At 61.9% G+C, this 21856-nt stretch carries 21 protein-coding genes; 6 read left to right on the forward strand and 15 right to left on the reverse strand.

The genetic code is table 11. The features are described 5' to 3' along the window. Window positions 1–42 precede the first annotated feature (42 nt). The 5 genes from FQ755_RS37940 to FQ755_RS03080 form a co-directional block, all read right to left on the reverse strand. Window positions 43–501 carry a septal ring lytic transglycosylase RlpA family protein gene (locus FQ755_RS37940; RefSeq protein ID WP_409937051.1) on the reverse strand — a complete coding sequence of 153 codons (459 nt, stop codon included), beginning with the start codon at window positions 499–501 and terminating at the stop codon, window positions 43–45. A 193-nt stretch (window positions 502–694) separates the two neighbouring features. Continuing rightward, window positions 695–1492 carry a peptidoglycan DD-metalloendopeptidase family protein gene (locus tag FQ755_RS03065; RefSeq protein ID WP_144150858.1) on the reverse strand — a complete coding sequence of 266 codons (798 nt, stop codon included), beginning with the start codon at window positions 1490–1492 and terminating at the stop codon, window positions 695–697. Between the two features lie 46 nt (window positions 1493–1538). Then, window positions 1539–1781: a hypothetical protein gene (locus FQ755_RS03070; RefSeq protein WP_144150860.1), complete on the reverse strand. Its 243-nt coding sequence runs from the start codon at window positions 1779–1781 to the stop codon at window positions 1539–1541. A 146-nt stretch (window positions 1782–1927) separates the two neighbouring features. Beyond that, window positions 1928–2242, reverse strand: coding sequence for a hypothetical protein (locus FQ755_RS03075; RefSeq protein WP_144150862.1), 315 nt, complete (start codon window positions 2240–2242; stop codon window positions 1928–1930). A 229-nt stretch (window positions 2243–2471) separates the two neighbouring features. Further along, a complete protein-coding gene (locus tag FQ755_RS03080) occupies window positions 2472–4838 on the reverse strand; it encodes a GNAT family N-acetyltransferase (RefSeq protein ID WP_144150865.1) in 2367 nt (788 codons plus the stop codon). 274 nt (window positions 4839–5112) lie between these two features. Between FQ755_RS03080 and FQ755_RS03085 the strand changes: the two genes are divergently transcribed. Both FQ755_RS03085 and FQ755_RS03090 read left to right on the forward strand, forming a co-directional pair. Next, entirely contained in the window at window positions 5113–5982 is an 870-nt protein-coding gene (locus tag FQ755_RS03085; protein ID WP_144150867.1) for a LysR family transcriptional regulator, read from the forward strand. Window positions 5983–6130: 148 nt separating this feature from the next. Next, window positions 6131–6499: a hypothetical protein gene (locus FQ755_RS03090; protein ID WP_144150869.1), complete on the forward strand. Its 369-nt coding sequence runs from the start codon at window positions 6131–6133 to the stop codon at window positions 6497–6499. 11 nt (window positions 6500–6510) lie between these two features. Here FQ755_RS03090 and FQ755_RS03095 read toward each other — a convergent pair whose 3' ends face one another. After that, window positions 6511–8112, reverse strand: coding sequence for a peptide chain release factor 3 (locus FQ755_RS03095; protein ID WP_144150872.1), 1602 nt, complete (start codon window positions 8110–8112; stop codon window positions 6511–6513). Between the two features lie 95 nt (window positions 8113–8207). On the opposite strand from FQ755_RS03095, the gene FQ755_RS03100 reads away from it, so the two are divergent. The 3 genes from FQ755_RS03100 (at window position 8208) to FQ755_RS03110 (ending at window position 11262) form a co-directional block, all read left to right on the forward strand. After that, the gene (locus tag FQ755_RS03100; protein WP_144150874.1) at window positions 8208–8462 is read left to right on the forward strand and encodes a hypothetical protein; all 255 of its coding nucleotides are present in this window, start codon (window positions 8208–8210) and stop codon (window positions 8460–8462) included. 175 nt (window positions 8463–8637) lie between these two features. Continuing rightward, window positions 8638–10695 (forward strand): alkyl/aryl-sulfatase, encoded by a 2058-nt coding sequence (locus FQ755_RS03105; RefSeq protein ID WP_144150876.1) that lies wholly within the window; start codon window positions 8638–8640, stop codon window positions 10693–10695. Between the two features lie 33 nt (window positions 10696–10728). After that, window positions 10729–11262 carry a hypothetical protein gene (locus tag FQ755_RS03110; RefSeq protein ID WP_144150878.1) on the forward strand — a complete coding sequence of 178 codons (534 nt, stop codon included), beginning with the start codon at window positions 10729–10731 and terminating at the stop codon, window positions 11260–11262. A 16-nt stretch (window positions 11263–11278) separates the two neighbouring features. On the opposite strand, the gene FQ755_RS03115 is transcribed toward FQ755_RS03110, so the two are convergent. From FQ755_RS03115 to FQ755_RS03155, 9 genes are all read right to left on the reverse strand, one after another. Next, window positions 11279–12670 (reverse strand): MFS transporter, encoded by a 1392-nt coding sequence (locus FQ755_RS03115; RefSeq protein WP_144150880.1) that lies wholly within the window; start codon window positions 12668–12670, stop codon window positions 11279–11281. A gap of 170 nt (window positions 12671–12840) precedes the next feature. Continuing rightward, entirely contained in the window at window positions 12841–14280 is a 1440-nt protein-coding gene (locus FQ755_RS03120) for an NAD-dependent succinate-semialdehyde dehydrogenase (protein ID WP_144150882.1), read from the reverse strand. Next, the gene (locus FQ755_RS03125; RefSeq protein ID WP_144150884.1) at window positions 14277–15314 is read right to left on the reverse strand and encodes an aldo/keto reductase; all 1038 of its coding nucleotides are present in this window, start codon (window positions 15312–15314) and stop codon (window positions 14277–14279) included. The genes FQ755_RS03120 and FQ755_RS03125 overlap by 4 nt, the downstream gene beginning before the upstream one ends. A gap of 31 nt (window positions 15315–15345) precedes the next feature. Then, on the reverse strand, window positions 15346–15870 hold the full coding sequence (fae, locus tag FQ755_RS03130; RefSeq protein ID WP_144150886.1) for a formaldehyde-activating enzyme: 525 nt from the start codon (window positions 15868–15870) through the stop codon (window positions 15346–15348). A 623-nt stretch (window positions 15871–16493) separates the two neighbouring features. Continuing rightward, complete coding sequence (locus FQ755_RS03135; RefSeq protein WP_144150888.1) at window positions 16494–16784, reverse strand: H-NS family nucleoid-associated regulatory protein; 291 nt, start codon at window positions 16782–16784, stop codon at window positions 16494–16496. Window positions 16785–16899: 115 nt separating this feature from the next. Continuing rightward, window positions 16900–18099, reverse strand: coding sequence for a serine hydrolase domain-containing protein (locus FQ755_RS03140; RefSeq protein ID WP_144150889.1), 1200 nt, complete (start codon window positions 18097–18099; stop codon window positions 16900–16902). A 260-nt stretch (window positions 18100–18359) separates the two neighbouring features. Then, on the reverse strand, window positions 18360–18587 hold the full coding sequence (locus FQ755_RS03145; RefSeq protein ID WP_144150891.1) for a hypothetical protein: 228 nt from the start codon (window positions 18585–18587) through the stop codon (window positions 18360–18362). A 533-nt stretch (window positions 18588–19120) separates the two neighbouring features. Beyond that, entirely contained in the window at window positions 19121–19408 is a 288-nt protein-coding gene (locus FQ755_RS03150; protein WP_409937055.1) for a hypothetical protein, read from the reverse strand. Window positions 19409–19473: 65 nt separating this feature from the next. After that, a complete protein-coding gene (locus FQ755_RS03155; protein WP_144150895.1) occupies window positions 19474–20031 on the reverse strand; it encodes a BON domain-containing protein in 558 nt (185 codons plus the stop codon). A gap of 283 nt (window positions 20032–20314) precedes the next feature. Here FQ755_RS03155 and FQ755_RS03160 point away from each other — a divergent pair, with 283 nt between their 5' ends. Then, on the forward strand, window positions 20315–21715 hold the full coding sequence (locus tag FQ755_RS03160) for a GntP family permease (protein ID WP_144150897.1): 1401 nt from the start codon (window positions 20315–20317) through the stop codon (window positions 21713–21715). Window positions 21716–21856 lie beyond the last annotated feature (141 nt).

Consider the following 21856-nt stretch of genomic DNA (forward strand, 5'->3'; position numbering starts at 1 on the left):
AAGGGCGCGGATGACGGCGGTGCCGCGGACGTCATCCGCGAACTAGGAACCGGCTTCCTGCCGTCCGACCCGTTCGATGCGCACGAGCAGGGTGCCGGAGCGCGGCAGATTGAGCGCCTCGGCTGCCGCATACGACAGGTCGATTACTCGCCCTTGTACATAGGGTCCACGGTCATTGATGCGCACGATCACCGAGCGCGCGCTTTTCACGGCGGTCACGCGAACATACGAGCCGATCGGCAGCGTCCGGTGCGCGGCCGTCAGCGCGTGCAAGTTGTAATACTCGCCGCTCGCCGTGCGGCGCCCCTGAAACCGGTTGCCGTACCAGGACGCGATGCCTGATTGCAGGAACGACGAAACGTCGCGGATCTCAGGCGGAGCGGGCGCCGTGTCGCTCTCTTCGTCCGCCGGCTGGGGCAGGAGCGGCGCGCCTTCCAGTTCGAGCGGCGGGTTATCCATCACCGTTTCCGGCAATTGCTCGCTCGGCGAGTCAAGGTTCATGGGCTCGGCCACCGCGGGTTGATGTACGCAGGCAGCCACTAACGCTAAGGACAACGAAGCGCTAAAGCCTCGGTATAAACGATATTTTTTCAAAGATATGCGCATGATATGAGCGACGTCGACGACGCCGCTGCGGCGCAAGACGATCCAGTAAAAAGTGTGTGACGGTTAGAGCCGAGCCGAAACCGGCCGGCTAGCCGGGACGCTTCGGCAGATAGTCGAGCGGGTCAACCGGTTTGCCGTCCTTGTGGACTTCGAACCTGAGCGAGGCATCGCCATCGGAACCCGCTCCCATCTCGGCGATTGTCTGCCCCTGCTTGACAACAGCGCCTTCCGCGACCAGCAGCTTGCGGTTATTGCCGTAAGCCGTGACGAAATGGCCGTCGTGTTTGATGACGATCAGGTGGCCATAGGCCTTGATCCGTCCTCCCGCATACACCACGCGACCGCCTTCGGCCGCCTTGACGGGATCGCCCACGCGGCCACCCAGGTTGATGCCCTTGGATCGTCCAGCAACGAATTTCGTGCTGACAGGACCCGCAACCGGCCACTTGAAGCGCGCAGCTTCCCCAGCCGATGCCGACGATGCCGATGCCGACGCCCCGCCGGGCTTTGCGCTTGCTGCCGCGGATTTGCCCGCTTCGCCCAGCGCGGATTTAGCGCTCGTGGCCGCCGGCGGCGCGACCCGCAGCACCTGCCCGACGGAAATCACATCGGTCACCGACATGTTGTTCCAGCGCGCCACCGATGCCGGCGCGCGTCCGAACGACTTCGCAATACTCGTCAACGTATCGCCGGCGTTGACCCGGTAGAAACCGGCCTCGACCAGCGGCGCAGGAACATCCGCCGCCGTCGAAGAAGCCGCGCCCGTTTCGGTCTGAACGACCTCAGGCGATGAGACGGGCTGCGGCCTGTTTGCGCAACCGGCAAACGTGATCAGTGCCACGCAAAGCAGCGAGAGGCGCCAGCGAGCTTGTGCGCACGAATACATGAGGTTTCCCGATTGACGAAAGAGCGGACGCGGACCGGACCGGGTCTTACGGCTTCATTTCCGGAGCGGAAGCGGGCGCTGCGGCGGACGCTTCAGCAACTGCCGATGCGTGATGCTTGTGATTTTTGTGATGCTTGTGGTGATGCTTCACAGCGGATGCCGGCTCGGCCGGTGCAGCGGTCTGCTCCTGTGCTGCCGGGGCAACCTGAGCGGCCGGAGCCGATGCTTGTGCAAACGCGCCCAGCGAAAACAAACCGGCGAGAGCGGCAATGGTGATCTGCTTGTTCATCGTTGATACATCCTGAAAAAAATCATGGTTGAGTGCGACCTGGTAACGGTCGGGTGTATAACGGCTTGCCGCCGAAGCCGTTGACTCGCTCACGATTTAATATGGAATCCTTGACGATTCTTTGCAACTTTGCACGAACAATCAGCTTAAGACCCGACGATCGTGATGGCCCACGCAAACAGGCAACCTGCCGGCGCGCCGATCACACGCCCGAGCGTGCTCGCTTTGGTGAATTCACCGATGCGGCATTCGATGCCGCCTTTCAGGATGCCCTGATGACGCAAAAGCGGTTCGACGGTGCAAACGATGGTCGCGACGAGCCATGCCACGCCTTCGCGGCCCACCAGATGGTCCGGGTCGATGAGGTTGGTCAGTTGCAGCACGAAGATCAGGACAGCACTGCAGAAAAACGCAAACAGCAATGATTTGATGAATTGATCGGAGACAGCGAGGTTATCCATTTGAATGCCCGTCGAAACGTTTCGTGATATGGCCAGCGATTCGAACTTGCGTGACGGGCACGAAAACAAAGGACGTATTCGTGCCGCGAAGCGGTCAAATAGAGCCGCGACTGCGATCGCTGAGTGAAGCAAAAAATATATCGGGAATCGCGGCTCCAGACACTCAGAGGATTCTCAAAGGCGCGGCAGGGAGCGCGCCCCGAGGCAGGCCTCGTGCGTCCCGAGCGGGCTATGTCGCCGCTTCGGCCTCGTCCAGCGCCATCCTGAACCCCACTACGCCGGGATCTTCGGTGGACGTGACGGTGAAACCGCTCGCTTTGGCCAGCGCGATCATCGGCCCGTTCTCGCGCAGTGCTTCGCCCACCAGCCAATGCGTGCCACGCGAGCGCGCGTAGGCGATGATCTTTTGCATCAGCAGCGTGCCGAGATGCCGCCCCTTCTGATCGGAGCGGATCGCCACTGCGAATTCGGCGGTTTCGTTATCGGGGTCCGCCACTGCGCGCACCACACCGAGCGTCCGCGTAAAGCCCTCTTCGCATGGAACCGTCGCGATCAGCGCCATTTCGCGGTCGTAATCGATCTGCGTCATGCGTGCGAGTTGCGAATGATCGAAGCTGCCCACCGCACCGAAAAACCGCAGACGCAGATCGTCGGGCGTCATCGCTTCCACGAAGTCGTGATGCGCCGCTTCGTCTTCCGGCCGAATGGGCCGTACCGTGATGCGCAGACCATGCCAGTCAAGCGTTTCCTCATAGCGGCGCGGATACGGCATGATCGCAAGCCGGCTGCGCGTGGCGCCCAGCCGGATAGACGGCGCCACGATCGCGGCGCGCTCGCGGAATACCCGCAGCGCCAGCTTCAGACCGACAATCTCGCGCACGTCGCACACCGCCTGCGAAAGCGCGGTAAAAGCGGCCAGCACCGGCTCGGGCGTGGCGACCCGAGCATACGGCGAGCGGCCCACCATATCGCGCGCCAGAATGGGATTGAGCGGCGGCAGGCCGAACACCCGCAGCGGCGCCGACATCCCATCCGCCGATGGCGTCGTGAAGCGGAACACCGGGCCAAAGTTGTCGTCGTCGTGCAGTTCGACCTCGATGTCAACGATCTTGTCCGGCGTTTCATCCTGCGGCTCGACCCGCAGCCCGAAATGCGCGAGCAGATGCGCCGCGGGCTCGCCCGTCAGCACGTCCTCTCCCGCTGCCAAGGCCGCGCGTGCCTGCGCCTGGGCGGCGTCGATCTCAGCCGGAATCCGCGCCGGCAGTCCTTCGGGCGTTTGCATCAGCAGCTCGCGTCCCAGCCGGTAATCGACCAGCCGGGCGAAAGCCCGCGCGAGGCGCTGCGGCGTCGTATGCACCGGAATGCCCTGCGCATGCAGGGCATCGCGCGTCGCGGCGTCCACGCCGCCGAAGAAGCACGCCAGCAAGCCGCGGTAGGCGAACTTCTGATGCGCGATCAGCGCCTGCGCCACCTCACCGACCGGCGCGTTGTGGGTCGACGCGTGGACCACGAACGCCGTGCCGGTTTCCCGATGCTGCGCGAGAACCTGCAAAGCCGTACCGAAGTGCTCGGCATGCGCGTCATCGCCGAGCAGCAGGGGGTTGCCCGCGACCGCGCTCGGCAATGCCGTGGCGACCGCTTGCACGGTCTCTTCGGGCCACTGCGCGAGGGTATCGCCCGCGGCATCGAACGCGTCGCAGGCGAGCGTCGCGACGCCGCGGTCGCTGGTGATCAACGTCGCCGTCGCCCCGGCCGCCACGCGGCCCACTCCGAGCGTCTCGATTTCGTCGAGCAGGTCGTCGAGCGAATCGACACGCACCATCCCGGCGCGGCGAAATGCCGCCGTGTACAGGGCGTCGGCGGGGTCGTCGCGGCCCGAGCGCAGCGCCAGCACAGGCTTGTTGCGCGCCGCCGCTCGCGCCGCCGACATGAACTTGCGGGCCGCGCGCACCGTATCGAGTTCGAGCAGGATCGCGCGGGTACCCGGATCGCTGGCGAGGTAATCGAGCACGTCGCCGGCATCCACATCCGCCTCGCCGCCGAGCGCCACCGCGTGCGAAAAGCCCAGCCCGCGCGCATACGCCCAGCCAAGCACGGCATTGGTCAGCGCGTTGGATTGCGACACCCACGCCACCCCGCCCGCCTTCACCAGCCGCGCCGGCGCGCCCAGATGCGCGCGCAGCGCCGGCGATATCACGCCGAGACTGCCCGGTCCGACAATCCGCAGCAGATTCGGCCGCGCCGCCGAAAGCGCGTGCCTCAACGCGGTACGGTCCTCGTCGCTGCGCACTTCGCCTACGATGATCGCGGCGCGCGTGCCCAGACCGCCGAGTTTGTGGATGATGCCGGGCCAGGTCGACGGCGGCGTGCAGATCAGCGCCACCGTGGGCGCTCCCGGCAGGTCCCCGGTGTCCGCCACCACCGCATGGCCGTCGAGCGCGTCGTATTTCGGATTCACGGGCCACAGCGGCCCGTCGAAACCGCCGCCCAGCAGGCTCGTCCATACCATGGCGCCAGTGCTGCGCGGCCGCTGCGAAGCGCCGATCACCGCAACGGATTTGGGTCGAAACAGGGCATCGAGATTGCGAACGGTCACCGGGCGCTCCGCGAGTCGAAAGGGACGCGTCAACGGGAACGCGCATCCCCTCAGGATAGGCGATGTCGGGCAGTGAAACGTTGCCGTCGGGCAAGGAAAGGACGTCAAGCGCGCCCGGCGTGTCCCGTGTCGCCCGGCGAGCGCCTTTTGTGGCCACGTCTGCTCACGGCGCCGTCCGAAATGCGACAATCCACGCCATGACAACCATTGCGGACGGCAGGACGGCGCCAATCCGGCGCGCCCCGGACGACCAGAATAGACAGAAGGTGAAGTTATGCGGCGCCTGCCATCGCTGATCGCGTTGCGCTTTTTCGAGGAGACGGCACGTCATCTGAGCTTCAACCGCGCGGCAAGCGCGTTGTGCGTGACGCAAGGCGCCGTCAGCCGCCAAATCAAGATACTCGAGGAATCACTCGGCGCGAAGCTGTTCGAGCGTGACCACAAGGGCATCCGCCTGACCGCCGCGGGCTCGCAGTTGCTGCCGTGCGTGTCGGAGGCGTTCGACACGATCGAGCGAGGCACGCGCCAGGTGACCACGGCGAAGGGTCGGCGGCGCCTCGTGCTCTCCGTGCCGCCGACCTTCGCGACGCAATGGTTCTCGCCGCGGCTCGGTTCGCTGGCGGTGGAATTGCCGGACGTCGAACTGTCGATCCGTACCGAACCCACCGAAGATTGCCACTGCAACATCCGTTTCGGCCGCAACGCGCTGACGGACGCGCATTCTGAATTGCTGATGACGGAACGCCACACGCTAGTGGGCGCGCCGCATCTGCTCGGACGCCCGCTCGAAACCCTGCTCGAAAAGATGCCCGCGCTGCATGTGCTGCATAACGACGCGCGGCTCGATCTATGGCCGAACTGGCTCGCCACGGCCGGCATGCCCGCCCACTACGCCGAGAACGGCATCGAGTTCTCCAATCTGGAGCAGGCCATTCATGCCGCGCGCAAAGGCGCGGGATTGGCGGTCGTCGATCGCAATATGATCGTCGAGGAACTCGCGGACGGCAGCCTCGCGCGCATTTCAGACATTGAAGTCAGCGGGCCGTTCGGTTACTGGTTCGACGTGGCGCAACGCCACGCGGCGCTTGAGCACGTGCAGGCGTTCGCGGGCTGGTTGCGGGAAGAAGTTTTGAAGATGGGGTGAGGTTCACGCAGGGTTCGTGCAGGGTTCGCGAAGCCTCGTTCCCCGCTCGCGACACTCTATACTTGCGTTGTCTCCGAAACCGCATACATGGGACTTGACCGCCTGGGCCGCCCACGGCGCACAGACCCGCTCTCCAAGGAAGCCAATCATGGATGAAAACAAACCCGGCATCCCAGACGCCTTGAAAACACATCCCAGCGACCAGTTGCTCGACGGCATCCTCGAAAGAGCGGTCAATACGGCGCGGCGCAACGCCGAACAGTTCGCCAGACTCGCGGCACTCGCCCGAGCCATCGAGCAATGCAATTCGTCGCCGGCCACGCGCGCCAAGATGCTTTTCAGCTTCGAAGAACTCACGAGCAGCGCTGAAGCCGAAGCGAAGCTCGACGCGGAATTTTTCGAAGGCTTGCGCGACGGACAAACCATCAAGCAGCAATTGCGCCGGCAACACGAGCAACGCGCGGAGCCGGTTCCCGAAGTCATGATTCTCGCGCCGTCCACGACGACGAAGCACTGAGGAGGTCTGCGTTACATCGCCTTCTTGAACGGCGCGCCCGAGTGCTCGCGCAATTCGTTGAAGACGATCTTCGGCCACGCCTTCTGCGCAACTTCGATTTCGGAGATGTGTGAAGCCAGATAGGTCGGCGCATTCGACGCATCGAGGGCAATCCGCGCCGCATAGGCATCGGTGAAGCGGCGCAGTTCCGCCGCGTCGTCGCAGGTCACCCAGCGCGACATGCGATAACGCGCCGTCGCCATCCGCACGTCGACCTTGTACTCCGTCGACAAACGATGCGACACCACTTCGAACTGCAGTTGGCCGACTGCGCCCAGAATCATCAAGCCGCCGCCGACCGGGCGGAACACCTGGATCGCGCCCTCTTCGCCCAGTTGCTTCAACGCTTCGCCGAGTTGTTTGGCGCGCATCGGGTCCACCACTTCGACCGTCTGGAAGATTTCCGGCGCGAAGAACGGCAGACCCACGAATTGCAGGATCTCGCCTTCGGTCAGCGTGTCGCCGAGGCTTAGCGTGCCATGGTTCGGAATGCCAATGATATCGCCCGGATACGCCTCGCTCACCGTCTCACGGCGCTGCGACAGAAACGTCACCACGTTATTGGCGCGGAACGTTTTGTTCGAACGCGTCACCTTCAACGCCATGCCGCGCTCGAAATGCCCCGAGCACACACGGATGAACGCCACCCGGTCGCGGTGCGCTAGATCCATGTTCGCCTGCACCTTGAACACGACGCCGGTGAACTTCGGTTCATCCGGCTCGACCGAGCGCTGCACCGCCATGCGCGCCGACGGCGGCGGCGCCAGATCGACCAGCGCGTCGAGAATTTCCTTCACGCCGAAGTTATTAATGGCCGAGCCGAACAGCACCGGCGACTGCTGGCCGGCGAGGAACTGCGCGCGATCGAAGTCCGGCGAAGCGCCGGTGATCAGATCGATCTCTTCCTTCGCCTTGACCCAGGCATGGCCGAAGCGGCGCTCGCCCTCTTCGTCGCTGAGTGCGTGCAGCGTTTCGACCTCGCCGCCCGCTTTGTCCTGTCCCGCGCGGAACAGGCGCACCTGGTCGCGCTGGATGTCGTAGACGCCCTGGAAATCTTTGCCCATGCCGATCGGCCACGTGAACGGCACGGCGGCGACGCCCAGATGCTGTTCGATCTCGTCGAGCAGTTCGAGCGGCTCGCGCACTTCGCGGTCGAGCTTGTTGATGAACGTGACGATCGGCGTCTTGCGGCTGCGGCAGACTTCGAGCAGCTTCAGCGTCTGCGCTTCGACACCGTTGGCGCCGTCGATCACCATCACAGCGGCGTCGACCGCCGTCAGCACACGGTAGGTGTCTTCGGAGAAGTCTTCGTGGCCCGGGGTATCGAGCAGGTTGATGACAGCGTCGCCGTACTCGAACTGCATCACCGAACTGGCCACCGAAATGCCGCGCTGCTTTTCGATCTCCATCCAGTCCGAGGTCGCGTAGCGATTGCTCTTGCGGCCCTTCACGGTGCCGGCAATCTGGATTGCGCCCGAAAACAGCAGCAGCTTTTCAGTCAGCGTGGTCTTGCCCGCATCCGGGTGGGAAATGACCGCGAAAGTGCGGCGGCGTTTGAGTTCAGAGGCTGACATCGGATCGGGCGGTCACGGATAAAGGTTCGGGCGGTCGTGAGGAGCTTGCGGCAAAGCAGGCGCGCCGCTACACAAGCCGGTTGCGAACGAACGTTTTGAAAAACGGGAATGGCCGGCGCAGAACAGCGCAGGGAACGAATGATACACGTGATGGCGACCGGCGTAATGAAATCGGGATTGGGGGCGGATGGGGAGACGGGTTGCCGCCGAGCCGCCTCTTCGCGCAGGTAGCGGTCAGCGAACGCCAATTGTCTGGTCACGTTCAACGCCCGGTCGTCCTGCCCGATCGTGACATTCAAGGAATTCCTTTCATCCTGAAAATAACAATTGATTCCATTACTGTTTTTTGAGGTGCAACACTCAATCAATTAATCGCATCAATTGAAATAGTTAAAATCTCAAGAACATTGCGGATCATCCAACGTTAGCATACGATTAAGCACGGTCGCCGCAGCGCCTGGCGTCCGCAATAAACTTGCTCAGGCATTGGCCTGTGAGATATCCGGAAACTCTGGAGGTGGGTGTATGTCCGACGAAAATAATCCGGTTTCTAATGCCAGTAAGCGCCGCGATTTTCTTAAAGGCGTCGCTACGGTCGGGATAGCTACGGGGCTCGGCTCCGTCGTAGGCGAAACCCTGGCCCAAAGCCCGGCAAGCCCTAAAGCCACCGGCATCGGTTCAAAGCCACCCACCAGGGCAACCCGGGACGCCAACGCAGTGTATGCCAATCAATTGGCGTTTAACGACACCCAGGATTTTCAGGACGCCACCCGCGGACTGATTGCCACATTACCCGATCCCGGTATTATTCCGAGTTCTAAAGGCGGCGCCGCCTGGGATCTTGGGCAATTTTCTTTTATTACCGGTGGCCCCGAAAATAATGCGCCTGATTCAGTTAATCCCAGTTTATGGCGCAATGCCAAGCTGAATATGAATCACGGTCTTTTCGAAGTAGTGGATGGAATATGGCAGGTGCGCGGTTATGATCTTTCGGTCATGAGTATTATCCGCGGCGATACTGGCTGGATTGTGATTGACCCGCTGATGACCGCGGATGCGTCCGTGGTCGTATGGAAACAGCTAGTGGTCCCGCATCTCGGCGAACGCCCCATTACCCATGTCATTTACACCCATAGCCACGCGGACCACTACGGCGGCATTCGCGGCATCGTCGACGAAGCCGATATCCAGGCGGGCAAGGTCAAAATCTACGCGCCGGCGGCTTTTACTGAAGCCGCGGTCGGCGAAAACGTGATTGCCGGCAACGCCATGAGCCGGCGGGCCGCCTATATGTACGGCAATCTCCTGCCGCGCAACGCCAATGGCGTGGTGGACGGCGGTCTGGGTAAAACAACCTCCATCGGCGCCATCACGCTGCTCGTGCCGACCGACTTCGCCACCTCGACGGGCCAGAAACTGACGCTGGATGGTGTCGACATCACCATCATCATGGCGCCGGAATCGGAGGCGCCGTCTGAGTTCATGTTCTACATCCCGAAGTTCAAGGCATTTTGCGCCGCCGAGGATGCCACCCATACGCTACACAACCTTTATACGTTGCGCGGCGCCAAGGTTCGGGATGCCTTGCTGTGGTCGAAATACCTTCAGGCCGCCATCGACATGTTCGGCGGTGAAATGGAAGTGCTGTTTGCTTCGCATTACTGGCCGACGTGGGGTAACGAGCGGATTGTCGCCTTCCTGAAAGCACAGCGTGACATGTACCGGTATTTGCACGACCAGACCATGCGTCTCGCCAATACCGGCTACACGCCGCTGGAAATCGCCGACATGCTGCGCCTGCCCGACAGCCTGGCCAAACAATGGTATTGCCGCAGCTATTACGGCACGGTGTTTCATGACCTCGTCGCGCAATACAACCTTCGGTTGGGCTTTTTCGACGGCGTGCCGGCCAATCTTCACCGGCTGCCGCCCGTCGAAAACGGCAAGCGTTATGTCGAGTTCATGGGCGGCTCTGCCGCCGTATTGCAGAAGGCGCAGCACTATTACGACAAAGGCGAATATCGCTGGGTAGCCGAAGTGGTGAACCACGTCGTGTTTGCCGACCCGCAAAACACCGCTGCCAAGCATATGCTGGCCGATGCCTACGAGCAGATGGGTTATCAGGCGGAATCGGCCAGCTGGCGGAATTTCTATCTGACCGGCGCCATGGAGTTGCGCAACGGCGTGCATCGCGTGCCGTTCGGCAGTTCGCAAAGCCCGGACACGATCAAGGCGATGCCTCTGGAAATGTTTCTCGACTATCAGGGGGTGCGCCTGAATGGCGACCGTGCGGCCGGCAAATCCATTACCTTCAACTTCGTGATGACCGATACGAACGAAAACTATCTGGTCGGCGTCGAGAATTCCGCGATCCATTATTCGAAAGGCAAGACGTCGGATAGCGCGGACGCCTCGGTCACCATGACACGCGCCGATCTCAACGAAGTCATGATGGGCAATACGTCGATGGAGAAACTGGTCATGGCCGGTAAAGCCAAAATCACCGGCAGTGCGCCGAGACTGGGCGAATTCGTTTCCTGGCTCGATAACTTCGACTTCTGGTTCAACATCGTCACGCCGTAACCGGCGCGTGGCTCTCAATATGGAACCGAAACGATGTGCGCAATCTGCGAACTGAAGATCGAATTCAATATCGGGCACCCTCAGGCGCTCACGGTAGCCGTCGCAACGCGCGAAGCCATGGACTCAGGCGCGTTGCCGGAAACCGCGGTAGAGGGCGCGTTGAGCAACATGAAGCTGCGCATGGCCGCCATCGAGGCACTCAAAGGCCTGCAGGCGCGCCTGGAAGCGTCGGTGCCGGTTGGACGGCTCATGGCGCTGCCCGACTTCTACGTTCTCCTGATCGAAATTGGCACATGGGGATTTTTCCATGCCACCGAGGCGGGATTCGATCCGGACATCACGCCCGAGCCACCCAACGTGACTTCTGAAAAGCAGGCCGACCGGGATGTGGTGCTGGTTTCATCGGAAGCGGCCATGCAGGCTATCCTGAACGGCGCGCTTTCCGTCGACGCTGCATTCACCGACCATCTGATCGTTCTGGACGCCGGCGACGCACACACCAAACTGCTTCGCTCGGCGCTCGACGCCACCTTTCCCGTCGAAGGGAACAAGGCGGTCAATTTCTAGGCGGAGGCGAGCGGCCCTACGCGCCGCTCGCCTCGTTCAACGTCAGGTGCTTCGTCTCCGGCGCCCACGCGATCGATACCACCATGCCGATCAAAAGCACGGCAGCCAGCGCCATCATGGTGGCGTGAAAGCCCCACTGTGCAATGCCGAGCGGCAGCAGAAACGTCCCGACCGCCGAACCGAGCCGGCTACAGGCGATAGCGAGTCCCACGCCACAGGCACGCACCTCGGTCGGAAAGCATTCCGGCGGAAATACGCCAACCAGATTCGAGAACGCCGACATGGTCAAGGTGAAGATGCCGAACGCCACGATCATCGCCACACTGGCCGACTCGGGCAGCAGACTCAACGCCACCAGCGAAAGACACGTCACCGCGAACGAGCCGATCAGAAACACGCGACGCGGCAACTGAATGGTGAGCCAGATGCCGATCAACGCGCCGAGCACCAGGAATCCATTCAGCAGGAAATCCGCGCCCGAGCCTTCGGTCAGATGGACCGCCTTGAGGATGGTCGGCAAAAACGTGTACACCGCGAAATAGGGAATCACGAGGCACACGAAGAATGCGCAATTGAAAAGCGTGCGGCGAATCAGATCCTTTTTGAACAGACGCGCGAAGCCGCCGCGCACGTTGCCCTGATGGTCCGCGCCGCCGCCGTCGAGCGTCACGTTCGGGCCGAAATGCTTGAGCACGATCGCCTCGGCCTCCGCGATGCGTCCTTTGCCGTGCAGCCAGCGCGGCGACTCCGGCGTGCCGATACGCAGCAGCAGCACGATCAACGCGGGCACGGTTGCGGAAGCCAGCAACCAGCGCCACGCATCGGGCGCGGAGTGCGCGTATTCCAGACCGAGCACATTGGCCACGACATAGCCCACGGTCCACACCACACTGAATGAACCGAGCAAGGTCCCGCGATGCTTGCGCGGCGAGAACTCAGCCAGTATCGAATGTCCTACCGCGAAGTCGCCGCCCATGCCGAAGCCGATCAGCACCCGCAACACACACAATTCGAAGGGCGAGCGCACGTAGAACTGCGCAAATGCCGCGGCCGCGATAATGACGAAGCTCAACAGGAAGATTTTCTGCCGCCCCATGCGATCCGACAGCCAGCCGAACACCAGGCTGCCCAGAAAAATGCCCATCAAGGCCGAACTGCCGATCATGCCCATCCAGAACGCGTCGAGCGGCATCTGCCGATTCAGCGAAGCGAGGGCGTAGCCTATCGTGCCGAGCGCGTAGCCTTCGGTGAAGTGGGCGCCGAAGGTCAGGCCGGCGATCTTGATGTGAAACCCGTTCAGCGGCACGTCGTCGAGGGGAACGGGTTTTGTTGCGGGCGCGGCGTAGCTTGCACGCGGCGCGGTGGCGGTGACGGCAAATGTGCCTGCCTGGATGTCCTGATTGTTCACGCTGTCTCCTTTTGTATCGGAGTCAGCGTTTTGCCGCGTACTCCGATTTCATCTTCGGGTACCCCTGCGCGGCCCGCCGGTAGCCGGTCGTCTCGCGCGCGATACCGCGTCGTCCGCTTCGCGCGTGCGCTACGCGAAGCGGACCATGGTTGCCGCCGGTATTGCGACGATCAGCGTCCGAGGCCGCCCATCATCATGTACTTCAGTTCCATGTACTCATCGAGGCCGTACTTCGACCCTTCGCGGCCCAGACCCGACTCCTTGACGCCGCCGAACGGCGCCACTTCGGTCGAGAGAATGCCCTCGTTGATCGCCACCATGCCGCTTTCCAGCGCCTCGGCCACGCGCCATGCACGACCGAGATCGCGCGTGTAGAAGTACGCGGACAAACCGAACGGCGAATCGTTGGCCGCCGCGATCGCCTCCTGTTCCGTCTTGAAGCGGAAGCACGCGGCCACCGGACCAAAGGTTTCTTCATCGGCGAGCTGCATCGATCGCGATGCGTCCACCAGCACCGTCGGTTCGTAGAACGTGCCGCCGAGCACGTGACGCTTGCCGCCCGTCAGCGCTTTTGCGCCTTTTTGCAGCGCATCCGCGACGTGGGTTTCGACTTTTTTCAGCGCGGCCGCATTGATCAGCGGACCTTGCTCGACTTCGCCTTCCAGCGCATTGCCCACCCGCATCTTCTGCACGGCCTTCGTCAGCGCCTGGGTGAAGGCGTCGTAAACACCCTCCTGCACGTAGAAGCGATTAACGCACACACAGGTCTGCCCAGTGTTGCGAAACTTTGAAGCCATCGCGCCTTGCACGGCGGCGTCGATGTCCGCATCGTCGAAAACGATGAACGGCGCATTGCCACCGAGTTCCAGCGAGAGCTTCTTGAGCGTATCCGCGGATTGTTTGGCAAGCAGTTTGCCGACACGCGTCGAGCCGGTGAACGACAGCTTGCGCACTACCGGCGACGCCGTCAGCACGTCACCAATCGCGGCTGCATCGCCGGAAACGATGTTGAACACGCCGGCGGGAATGCCCGCCTGTTCGGCCAGCACGGCCAGCGCGAAGGCGGACAACGGGGTTTCCTCGGACGGCTTGAGCACCATCGTGCAGCCGGCCGCGAGCGCCGGGCCGGCTTTGCGCGTGATCATCGCCAGCGGAAAATTCCACGGCGTGATGGCGGCAACGACGCCCACCGGCTCGCGCGTCACGATGATCTTCGCGTTCGGATTCGGGCTCGGAATCACGTCGCCATAGGCGCGCTTCGCTTCTTCCGCGAACCACTCGAAAAAGCTCGCTGCGTAGCCCACTTCGCCGCGTGCTTCGGCCAGCGGCTTGCCCTGTTCGCGCGACATCAGCTCAGCCAGCGCATCGCGGTTCTCGAGCATCAACTCGCCCCAGCGCTTCACCCGCGCGCCGCGTTCCTTGGCGGTCAACTTGCGCCATGCGGGGAAGGCGCGTTCGGCGGCGGCGATTGCCTCCGTGGTTTCCGCCGCGCCGCCTTTCGCCACGTTGGCGATCAGTTCGCGGGTGGCCGGATTGAACACGGCATACGTCTGCGCGCCTTGATGCCACTCGCCGTTGATGTAATGCCCAGTACGGAGAAATTCGCTCATGCTGCTTTTTCCAGAGTTTGGCCGAATGCGCCCTGCGCCGGCCGTGGTTCGCGGGCAATGCGCTTGCCCGCCGTGTAATCGTTGATCAGATCGCACGGCGTGTAGTTGCGTTCGAGTTCGTGGAGTTCGTCGGCGGAAAGCTGGGTGTCGAGTGCCGCGAGCGCGCTGTCGAATTGCGCCGGCGTGTCCGCGCCGACCAGCATGCTCGATACGCCACCGTGATTCAGCACCCACGCCTGGGCGATCTGCGCCGGCGACACGCCGCGCGCTGCCGCCACGCGCGCCACGGACGCGGCGATCTCACGCGAAGCCGTATCGCCGTACATTTGCGCGGTGAAGAAGTCGGTCTGGTTGCGCGTCGAGTTCGGATCGCTCGTCAGCAGGCCGCGTGCGAGCGGGCTGAACACCGACACGCCCACGCCCTGATCCGCGCAATATGGAATCATCTCGCGCTCTTCCTCGCGGTATGCAAGGTTGAGTTGCAACTGCATGTTGACAGGCTTGTGCCAGCCGTTGCGCTCGCACGCCTGCATGATCTTGGCGAACTGCCACGTATACATGGTCGACACGCCGATATAGCGCGCCTTGCCCGCACGCACGATATCGTTCATCGCGCTCATGGTTTCTTCGACCGGCGTATTCACGTCGAAGAAGTGCAGCATGAAGATATCCACGTAGTCCATGCCCAAACGCGTGAGCGAACCGTCGATGCCGTCCATGATGTGCTTGCGCGAATGGCCGCCCGCGTTTTGATACGTGCCCATGTCGTAGCCGACCTTGGTCGTCACGACAATCTCTTCACGACGCGCGAGACGCTTCAGAATGCGGCCGACCACTTCTTCGCCGACGCCGGTCGAATAGAAGTCCGCGAGGTCGATAAAGTTGACACCCGCTTCGAGCGCGTGACGCACGATCGGCTCGCTTTGCGCTTCGTTGAAAATCCACGGCTTCCAGTCCGGCGTGCCCATGTTCATCGTGCCAAGGCACAGACGCGAAACCTTCAGGCCCGATTGGCCGAGGCGAATGTATTCCATTGTGTTTGTCTCCTTCGACTGGGCGGTGGTCTTAACGCTTCTTCGGCGTATAGAACGGATTCGAAACGTCACGCGCGGCGGCGAACACTTCATCGCGATGCGGCAGGCCTTTCATGGCCGCGAGAATCGCGTTCTTGCAAGCGCGGTAGTTGTTCTCGAACACGGCGTCGAGATCGTCCGTCTTCGGATTGACCCAGTTGGCCGACACGACCACCCAGTCGTTTTCCGCTTCCGGCGGCAGCGTGCCGTTCTCGAGCGACTCGGCGACCGCCTTGGCGATACCTGCCTGCGAGGCACCCCACGTCGCGTTGCCGTGGAAATCGCCTTCGATCTGCGCCTTGTTCACATACAGCGTGAGCGGCTTGGTCGGAATACCCGGACGGGCAATCACGACAAACGGCGCATGACCGGCGGACGGCGTGGACAAGGCGGTGGCAAATGCCTGGCCTGCCGGGCCGTTGCGCGGCCCGACCAATACGTTGATGTGGGCAAGGTTGACGCCCGGGCCTTCGAAGCCTTCACCGATATACAACTGCTTTTCCGTCGATACGCTCATGTCTGATCCCGTCAAGGGTTGGGGTGGATGAGCGGATTGTGCTATTCGCGCTGCGCCATCATGAATCGATGTTTTTTGATCCTGGGTATGAGACGGACTCAACTCCGGGTTTGTCCTGGGGACGATGACGCGTGCGCAGCGGTTTCGACGTTAAGGTGAGGGTTTTCGGGACCAGCGCGGAAAACGGCAGAAAGGGGACTTGGGGTGAGATGTAAAAGCGCCGCGCGCGCACCGGACGTTCCGGACTCCACGATAAAATCGAGGCGCATGCGATTGAAAAAGGAGGGTGAGAAAAACGCTTTGAGTTATGCAGAAGACACCGTAGATCGAAACGCGCAAACCCTTATGTCATAAGGACTTCGGCTCGACGCCGCACGTTGCCCGTGGCACCTTGCGACACACTTGCGCCGAGGCGCCTAAGCCCGCATTAGCCCGGCGAAGGCTTGCCGGACAAAGCGATAACCGACGAATGCAAAGCGCAGCCGCGTCTGGCCTCAGCGGCTGCGATAAAAACTAAAGGTGAGGGTTTTCGGGACCAACCCGGCGGTCGTAAAATCGCCACCGCTGCTTCACTTATAGACGGAAGCGCGCCATCGGGCGACGCGCCATCCGGTACGGGATGCTCACTCTTCGATCAGAAAGCGATCACGATTCTTGCCCGCCAGCCATGCCGGCGAACGGCCGCGACCGCTCCAGGTCTCGCCGGTTTTCGGGTTGCGATACTTCGCCGGCAATGGTGTCTTCTTGGCCGACCCGCGTTTGCTTGCAAAACCAAGCTCCTCTGCGCTGATGCCGTAGTCCACTATCTTTTGCTTGATATCGGAAATGGCCTGTTCAATTTCTTTTTCACGAGCGACAGCGACTTCCTTATGCAGTTTTTCGAGTTGCGCAGTCAATTGTTTGTAGGTGGCCATGAAGCTTAGTCTCCAGTCGGTTGGATAACTGCAGTGTGACCCTATCAGATCGAAAAAGTGCCGGATAGCGTCGGTTCACGCATTCTCGGATTAACGGTTCAAGCAAGTTCCAAGCTCATGCGTCGATGGCGTCGTATAGGCGACGCTCGAAGTCGGCTGACATCGGAAATCGTTCGATGGAGCGCCGTTGAATCAACATCAGACCGATCATATTTTCCACCGGATCGGCAAACCAGCTCGTTCCATAAGCACCTGGCCAACTGAACGAGCCGACCGAGCGATAGCCAAGCGGCAACTGCCGCGCGGGATCGTCGACAATCGACAGGCCGAGCCCGAAGCCTTGGCCCGCCCAAAGCTCGTGCCCGAAGGCCGGCACGCGACGCTGCTCGCGGCTGAGGAAATTGGAGCGCATCAGGTCGACCGAGCGATTCGAGAGCAGGCGGGTTTGATCGACCCGGCCACGCCCCAGCAACAAGCGCGCGAACTGCAGATAGTCTTGCGCCGTCGACACGAGGCCTCCGCCACCGCCCTGAAAACGCTTCGGATTGGCCCAGCGGCTCGTCGGCGGACGGTCTTCGACCACCCGCCGCTGCGTGCCCGGATCGATGCTATAGGCGCTCGCCAGCCGGTCGAGTTGTGTCTCCGGCACCCAGAACGCGGTATCGCGCATGCCGAGCGGCTCGAAGATGCGGGTACGGAAAAAATCGCCTGGTGTCAGGCCGCTGACACGCTGGATCAATACGCCGAGGATGTCGGTCGCAATACCGTAGTGCCAGCGCGTACCCGGCTGGAACAGTAGCGGCAGCGTGCCGACACGCGTAAGCCATGCGTCGGGATCGACCTGCGACTCGAAACCGTTGAACACTGCTTCGTAGGCCTTAACAAGCGGCCCCGTGGCAGTAAAGTGATAGGCGTAGCCGGCTCGGTGGGTCAACAGATCGAGCACGGTAAGCGGAGCGTGCGCGGCGTCCGTTTGATCGAGCGGCCCTGCCGGATCGCGCAACACCCGCGGCGCGGACAGTTCAGGTAACCAGCGGGCAACGGGCGCGTCGAGCGTGAGCTGGTCTTCTTCGATCAGCATCATGATGGCCGCGCTCGTGATCGGCTTGGTCATCGAGGCGATGCGAAACAGGGTGTCGCGTTGCATCGGCAATTGCGCAGCGTCGTCGCGCCACCCCTGCGGCTCGAAGTGCGCCGTCTCGCCATGCCGCCAGGCCAGCGTCACTACGCCGGCCACCTCGCCCCGGTCGACGTAAGTCTGCATGGCCGCTGTCAGTCGCGTCAGTTTTGCTGCCGAAAAGCCTGCTTTCCGCATGGGTCGTCCCGCGTGCACAGTTAGCCCGCTTCGCCGGATTGCTTAAGGGCGTTACGGTTTAATCGGCCACAGAACGGCAGCTCTGAGACCTCAATTATTGCAATCTATCAAGCGTAAACCAAGTCGACTGCGGGCAGGTGGCGATTTATGGTCCGCGGAACTGACCCCAAGCTCGCCTCGTGCGCAATAGGCAAAATATACCGGCCAATCGGATATTCGGTAAAGACGATACGTAACATTCCGCTTTTATCCGCTAAACGTTACCGCACATGGGCGGTATCTGGCACCAGTTCCTGACGCGCTTCAATGGCGCTGAGAGCGTCGCTCAGCCGTCTGACACGGCTCGCCTGAGACGGCACCAATACCGCAGCCAGTATTGATGTCACCCGGTTACGCCAATACGAGAGAGGAATGCGGTCCGCAGCGGAAATTCGAGTAATGACGTGTTCGAGATGTTCGATGTCTTTTTCGATCTGATGATGATTCATTGCTTTTTCCCCGGAAATCTTTCGTGTAACCGATCACAAAGCATGAAACGTGCCGCGCACGCCTTCGCTATTAAGAAGCGGGAACGCTTCCCGCTTCCGGGCTCGTCACCGCTCATGGCGGCCCACCGGTCCATCGACGCAGTGCGGCGTGGGCCTCGCTGGGAACGACGATAAAAGCAGCTACCATATAGCTCCATCGGCCGACGCACTGAAGTCACGGGCGCGTCGACAAAGCCATGTTTACGATTAGTCATATGACTGCTGACAATATCGTGATAATGCGACGATATATTTCTTATTATCGATGACTATTCGAATGTGAATGAATTATATAAGCCGTCAGCCCTTTTCGCCCAAACTCGTTTTGAAATAACCCGCTATGAGTATGACGGCCATGTGCGTCGTATTTTCAATGCGGCGGCTGACCGCAACGCGCATAAGCGGGACCTGCGCTCGGACGCGCCGGTCCCGCTTGATAAAGCCTGTTTATCAATCGCCGACAGTCCGATGAAGCGAACTGCGGCGACCGGTCGTCACTGCTGCGGTCGAGTCGGACACGCGTAGATCAGACTGAGCGAGCCGTTGTCGCTGGACTGGCGAACTACATCGAACTGGCCGCCGCAACTGGCGCGCGCCTGTTGTGCGCACGAATCCGAGCCCTCCGGACATTGCACCAGCGTAGTTGGGCGGCCGTCCGGCAGGAACAGCGGCGGACTGCTGCTACAACCTGCCAGCGCCCCGAGCAAGGCGAAGCCGGTCGCGCCCAGGACGCCACGCATGAGACGGTCCGTTCGAACTGAGAATGAGTAGCTGCGTTTCATTGAAAACCCCGATCCCTTTCTAATTCTTTGACCCTTCGATTGTGCCACGCGCGCGTTGCACTGCGTCACTCGCGAACAGCAGGATCTTTTGCAGGATCCATGGCGGGCTCGACTGGCGCTTCGTCAGGCGCGGCAAGCGTTTTGTAGGGAAGCGGACCATGCGCGTCCGTACCGATGCGCATGAAAACCTGTTCGACATCCGGGATGGCCTCGAGTTGTTGCTGCAGCGCATGAATGTCGAACGTGGCCGGCGCGCAACCTTCCGCGTAGACAAAACGGCGCTGCACCCGGATCCAGACGCTCGTGCCGTCGAAGGCATGCGGGTCGGTGAAGCGCGCGCGAATCGCCGCGGCGATGTCCGCGTCGTACATATACGAGTTCGGCTTGCTGCACTTGTGGGCCAGCCAGCAAGTCGTGCCGCGTTCGACGCGATAGTGTGCGTCGTCTTCCATTTGCGCGCGCGTCATGAAAGGCCCGAGCGGCACAGGGCAATCCGCGAAACCTTGCGAGAGCGTGAAGAACGGGTCGTTGTACCAGTTCTTGAGTTCAGGCTCCTGTGCGTAAGACGCGCCGGGCGCGATGCCCAGCACCAACAGCAAGGTGATGACAAACCAGCCTCTCATGGCTCCTCCGCTGCATCGACCGACACGCTCTCACGACAACCGCCATCCCGGGATGCCGGAGCCGCCGCCGCGGATACACAAACTTTGCCCCCGCATACGGCGATTCTCCTATAGAAAGCAGCGCGCCCGATGCCGATTTGCGCGGAGACATCAACGACGCAACCGCTGCGAAGGCGCGTCGCATCTCGAAATGGAAACGATTCGGTACAATCCTCAGGACCGCGCGCCGGCGCCGTACCGCCTTGCGCGCGGCCACTTAGAACAACCAGGTTTTGGAGACTCAATGTCCTTTGTTATCGTCCTCGCCGCTCTGGCGTTTCTGATGTTTGCCGCCTATCGCGGCTACAGCGTAATTCTGGTCGCGCCGATTGCCGCCCTCGGCGCCGTGCTGCTGACCGACCCCGCCGCCGTCGCGCCGGTATTCTCCGGCATTTTCATGGACAAGATGGTCGGCTTCGTGAAGCTGTACTTCCCGGTGTTCATGCTCGGCGCGGTGTTCGGCAAGGTCATCGAACTGTCGGGCTTCTCCGAATCCATCGTGGCCGCGGCGATCCGTTACATCGGACGCTCGCGCGCCAATGCGGTGATCGTCGCGGTGTGCGCGCTGCTGACGTATGGCGGCGTGTCGCTGTTCGTGGTCGTGTTCGCGGTGTATCCGTTCGCGGCCGAACTGTATCGTCAGAGCAATATTCCGAAGCGCCTGATGCCGGGCGCGATCGCGCTAGGCGCTTTCTCGTTCACGATGGATTCGCTGCCGGGCACACCGCAGATCCAGAACATCATCCCGACCACCTTCTTCAAGACCACCTCTTGGGCGGCCCCGGTACTCGGCACGATCGGTTCGGTGTTCATCATCATCGTGGGCCTGACGTATCTGGAATGGCGCCGGCGTGCGGCGATGGCCAGGGGTGAAGGGTACGGCACGTCGCTCGTCAACGAGCCGGAGCACATCGAGTCGCGGCAGTTGCCGAATCCGCTGCTGGCCGTCGCGCCGCTCGTGCTGGTGGGCGTGGCCAACTTTGCGCTGACCAAGCTGATCCCCGACTGGTACGGCGCGTCGTACACGGTGGCGCCGGAAGTGCTGCCCGGTATCCATGCGCCGGTCACGACTGCGATCAAGACCGTGGTCGGTATCTGGGCGGTGGAAGGCGCGTTGCTGCTCGGCATCGTGCTGGTCATGCTGACTGCGCTGCCCCGCATGCGCGAGCGCTTCGCGAGCGGCACCAAGGCGGCTGTCGCGGGTGCGCTGCTGGCCTCGCTCAATACCGCGTCGGAATATGGCTTTGGCGGCGTGATCGCGGCATTGCCGGGCTTTCTGGTGGTCAGCGACGCGCTCAAGAGCATTCCCAATCCGCTCGTCAACGCGGCGGTGTCGGTCAGCTCGCTCGCGGGGATTACCGGCTCGGCGTCGGGCGGCATGAGTATCGCGCTCGCCGCGATGTCGGACACTTTCATCAAGGCCGCTACGGCGGCGCATATTCCCATGGAAGTGCTGCACCGCGTAGTAGCGATGGCAAGCGGCGGCATGGATACGCTGCCGCACAACGGCGCGGTGATTACGCTGCTGGCGGTGACGGGGCTGACGCACCGCGAGTCGTATCGCGACATTTTCGCCGTGACGATCATCAAGACACTGGCGGTGTTCTTTGTGATCGCGGTGTATTACGCGACGGGGTGGGTTTAAGGGGGTAAAGCCAAAAATCAGCGCACGCGACACCGGCGATATCGCGGTGGGAATGATATAGGTCGCGCCGGTCGCCCGAAGCTGCAGACAGGCGAACGGCGGAAATGGCCAGTGCGAGGCCAACGCCGGGCGCGCCCCGCG

Source organism: Paraburkholderia sp. BCC1885, assembly GCF_900996235.1.
Taxonomy (GTDB): Bacteria; Pseudomonadota; Gammaproteobacteria; order Burkholderiales; family Burkholderiaceae; genus Paraburkholderia.

Bases quoted from the DNA above. Each gene is read 5' to 3' on its own strand.
- FQ755_RS03135 (WP_144150888.1), bottom strand. From the start codon at position 16,784: ATGGCCACCTACAAACAATTGACTGCGCAACTCGAAAAACTGCATAAG.
- FQ755_RS03120 (WP_144150882.1), bottom strand. From the start codon at position 14,280: ATGAGCGAATTTCTCCGTACTGGGCATTACATCAACGGCGAGTGGCAT.
- FQ755_RS03150 (WP_409937055.1), bottom strand. From the start codon at position 19,408: ATGAAACGCAGCTACTCATTCTCAGTTCGAACGGACCGTCTCATGCGT.
- FQ755_RS03125 (WP_144150884.1), bottom strand. From the start codon at position 15,314: ATGGAATACATTCGCCTCGGCCAATCGGGCCTGAAGGTTTCGCGTCTG.
- FQ755_RS03155 (WP_144150895.1), bottom strand. From the start codon at position 20,031: ATGAGAGGCTGGTTTGTCATCACCTTGCTGTTGGTGCTGGGCATCGCG.
- FQ755_RS03110 (WP_144150878.1), top strand. From the start codon at position 10,729: ATGTGCGCAATCTGCGAACTGAAGATCGAATTCAATATCGGGCACCCT.
- FQ755_RS03085 (WP_144150867.1), top strand. From the start codon at position 5,113: ATGCGGCGCCTGCCATCGCTGATCGCGTTGCGCTTTTTCGAGGAGACG.
- FQ755_RS03160 (WP_144150897.1), top strand. From the start codon at position 20,315: ATGTCCTTTGTTATCGTCCTCGCCGCTCTGGCGTTTCTGATGTTTGCC.
- FQ755_RS03105 (WP_144150876.1), top strand. From the start codon at position 8,638: ATGTCCGACGAAAATAATCCGGTTTCTAATGCCAGTAAGCGCCGCGAT.
- FQ755_RS03095 (WP_144150872.1), bottom strand. From the start codon at position 8,112: ATGTCAGCCTCTGAACTCAAACGCCGCCGCACTTTCGCGGTCATTTCC.
- FQ755_RS03145 (WP_144150891.1), bottom strand. From the start codon at position 18,587: ATGAATCATCATCAGATCGAAAAAGACATCGAACATCTCGAACACGTC.
- FQ755_RS03140 (WP_144150889.1), bottom strand. From the start codon at position 18,099: ATGCGGAAAGCAGGCTTTTCGGCAGCAAAACTGACGCGACTGACAGCG.
- FQ755_RS03090 (WP_144150869.1), top strand. From the start codon at position 6,131: ATGGATGAAAACAAACCCGGCATCCCAGACGCCTTGAAAACACATCCC.
- FQ755_RS03070 (WP_144150860.1), bottom strand. From the start codon at position 1,781: ATGAACAAGCAGATCACCATTGCCGCTCTCGCCGGTTTGTTTTCGCTG.
- FQ755_RS37940 (WP_409937051.1), bottom strand. From the start codon at position 501: ATGAACCTTGACTCGCCGAGCGAGCAATTGCCGGAAACGGTGATGGAT.
- FQ755_RS03065 (WP_144150858.1), bottom strand. From the start codon at position 1,492: ATGTATTCGTGCGCACAAGCTCGCTGGCGCCTCTCGCTGCTTTGCGTG.
- FQ755_RS03075 (WP_144150862.1), bottom strand. From the start codon at position 2,242: ATGGATAACCTCGCTGTCTCCGATCAATTCATCAAATCATTGCTGTTT.
- fae (WP_144150886.1), bottom strand. From the start codon at position 15,870: ATGAGCGTATCGACGGAAAAGCAGTTGTATATCGGTGAAGGCTTCGAA.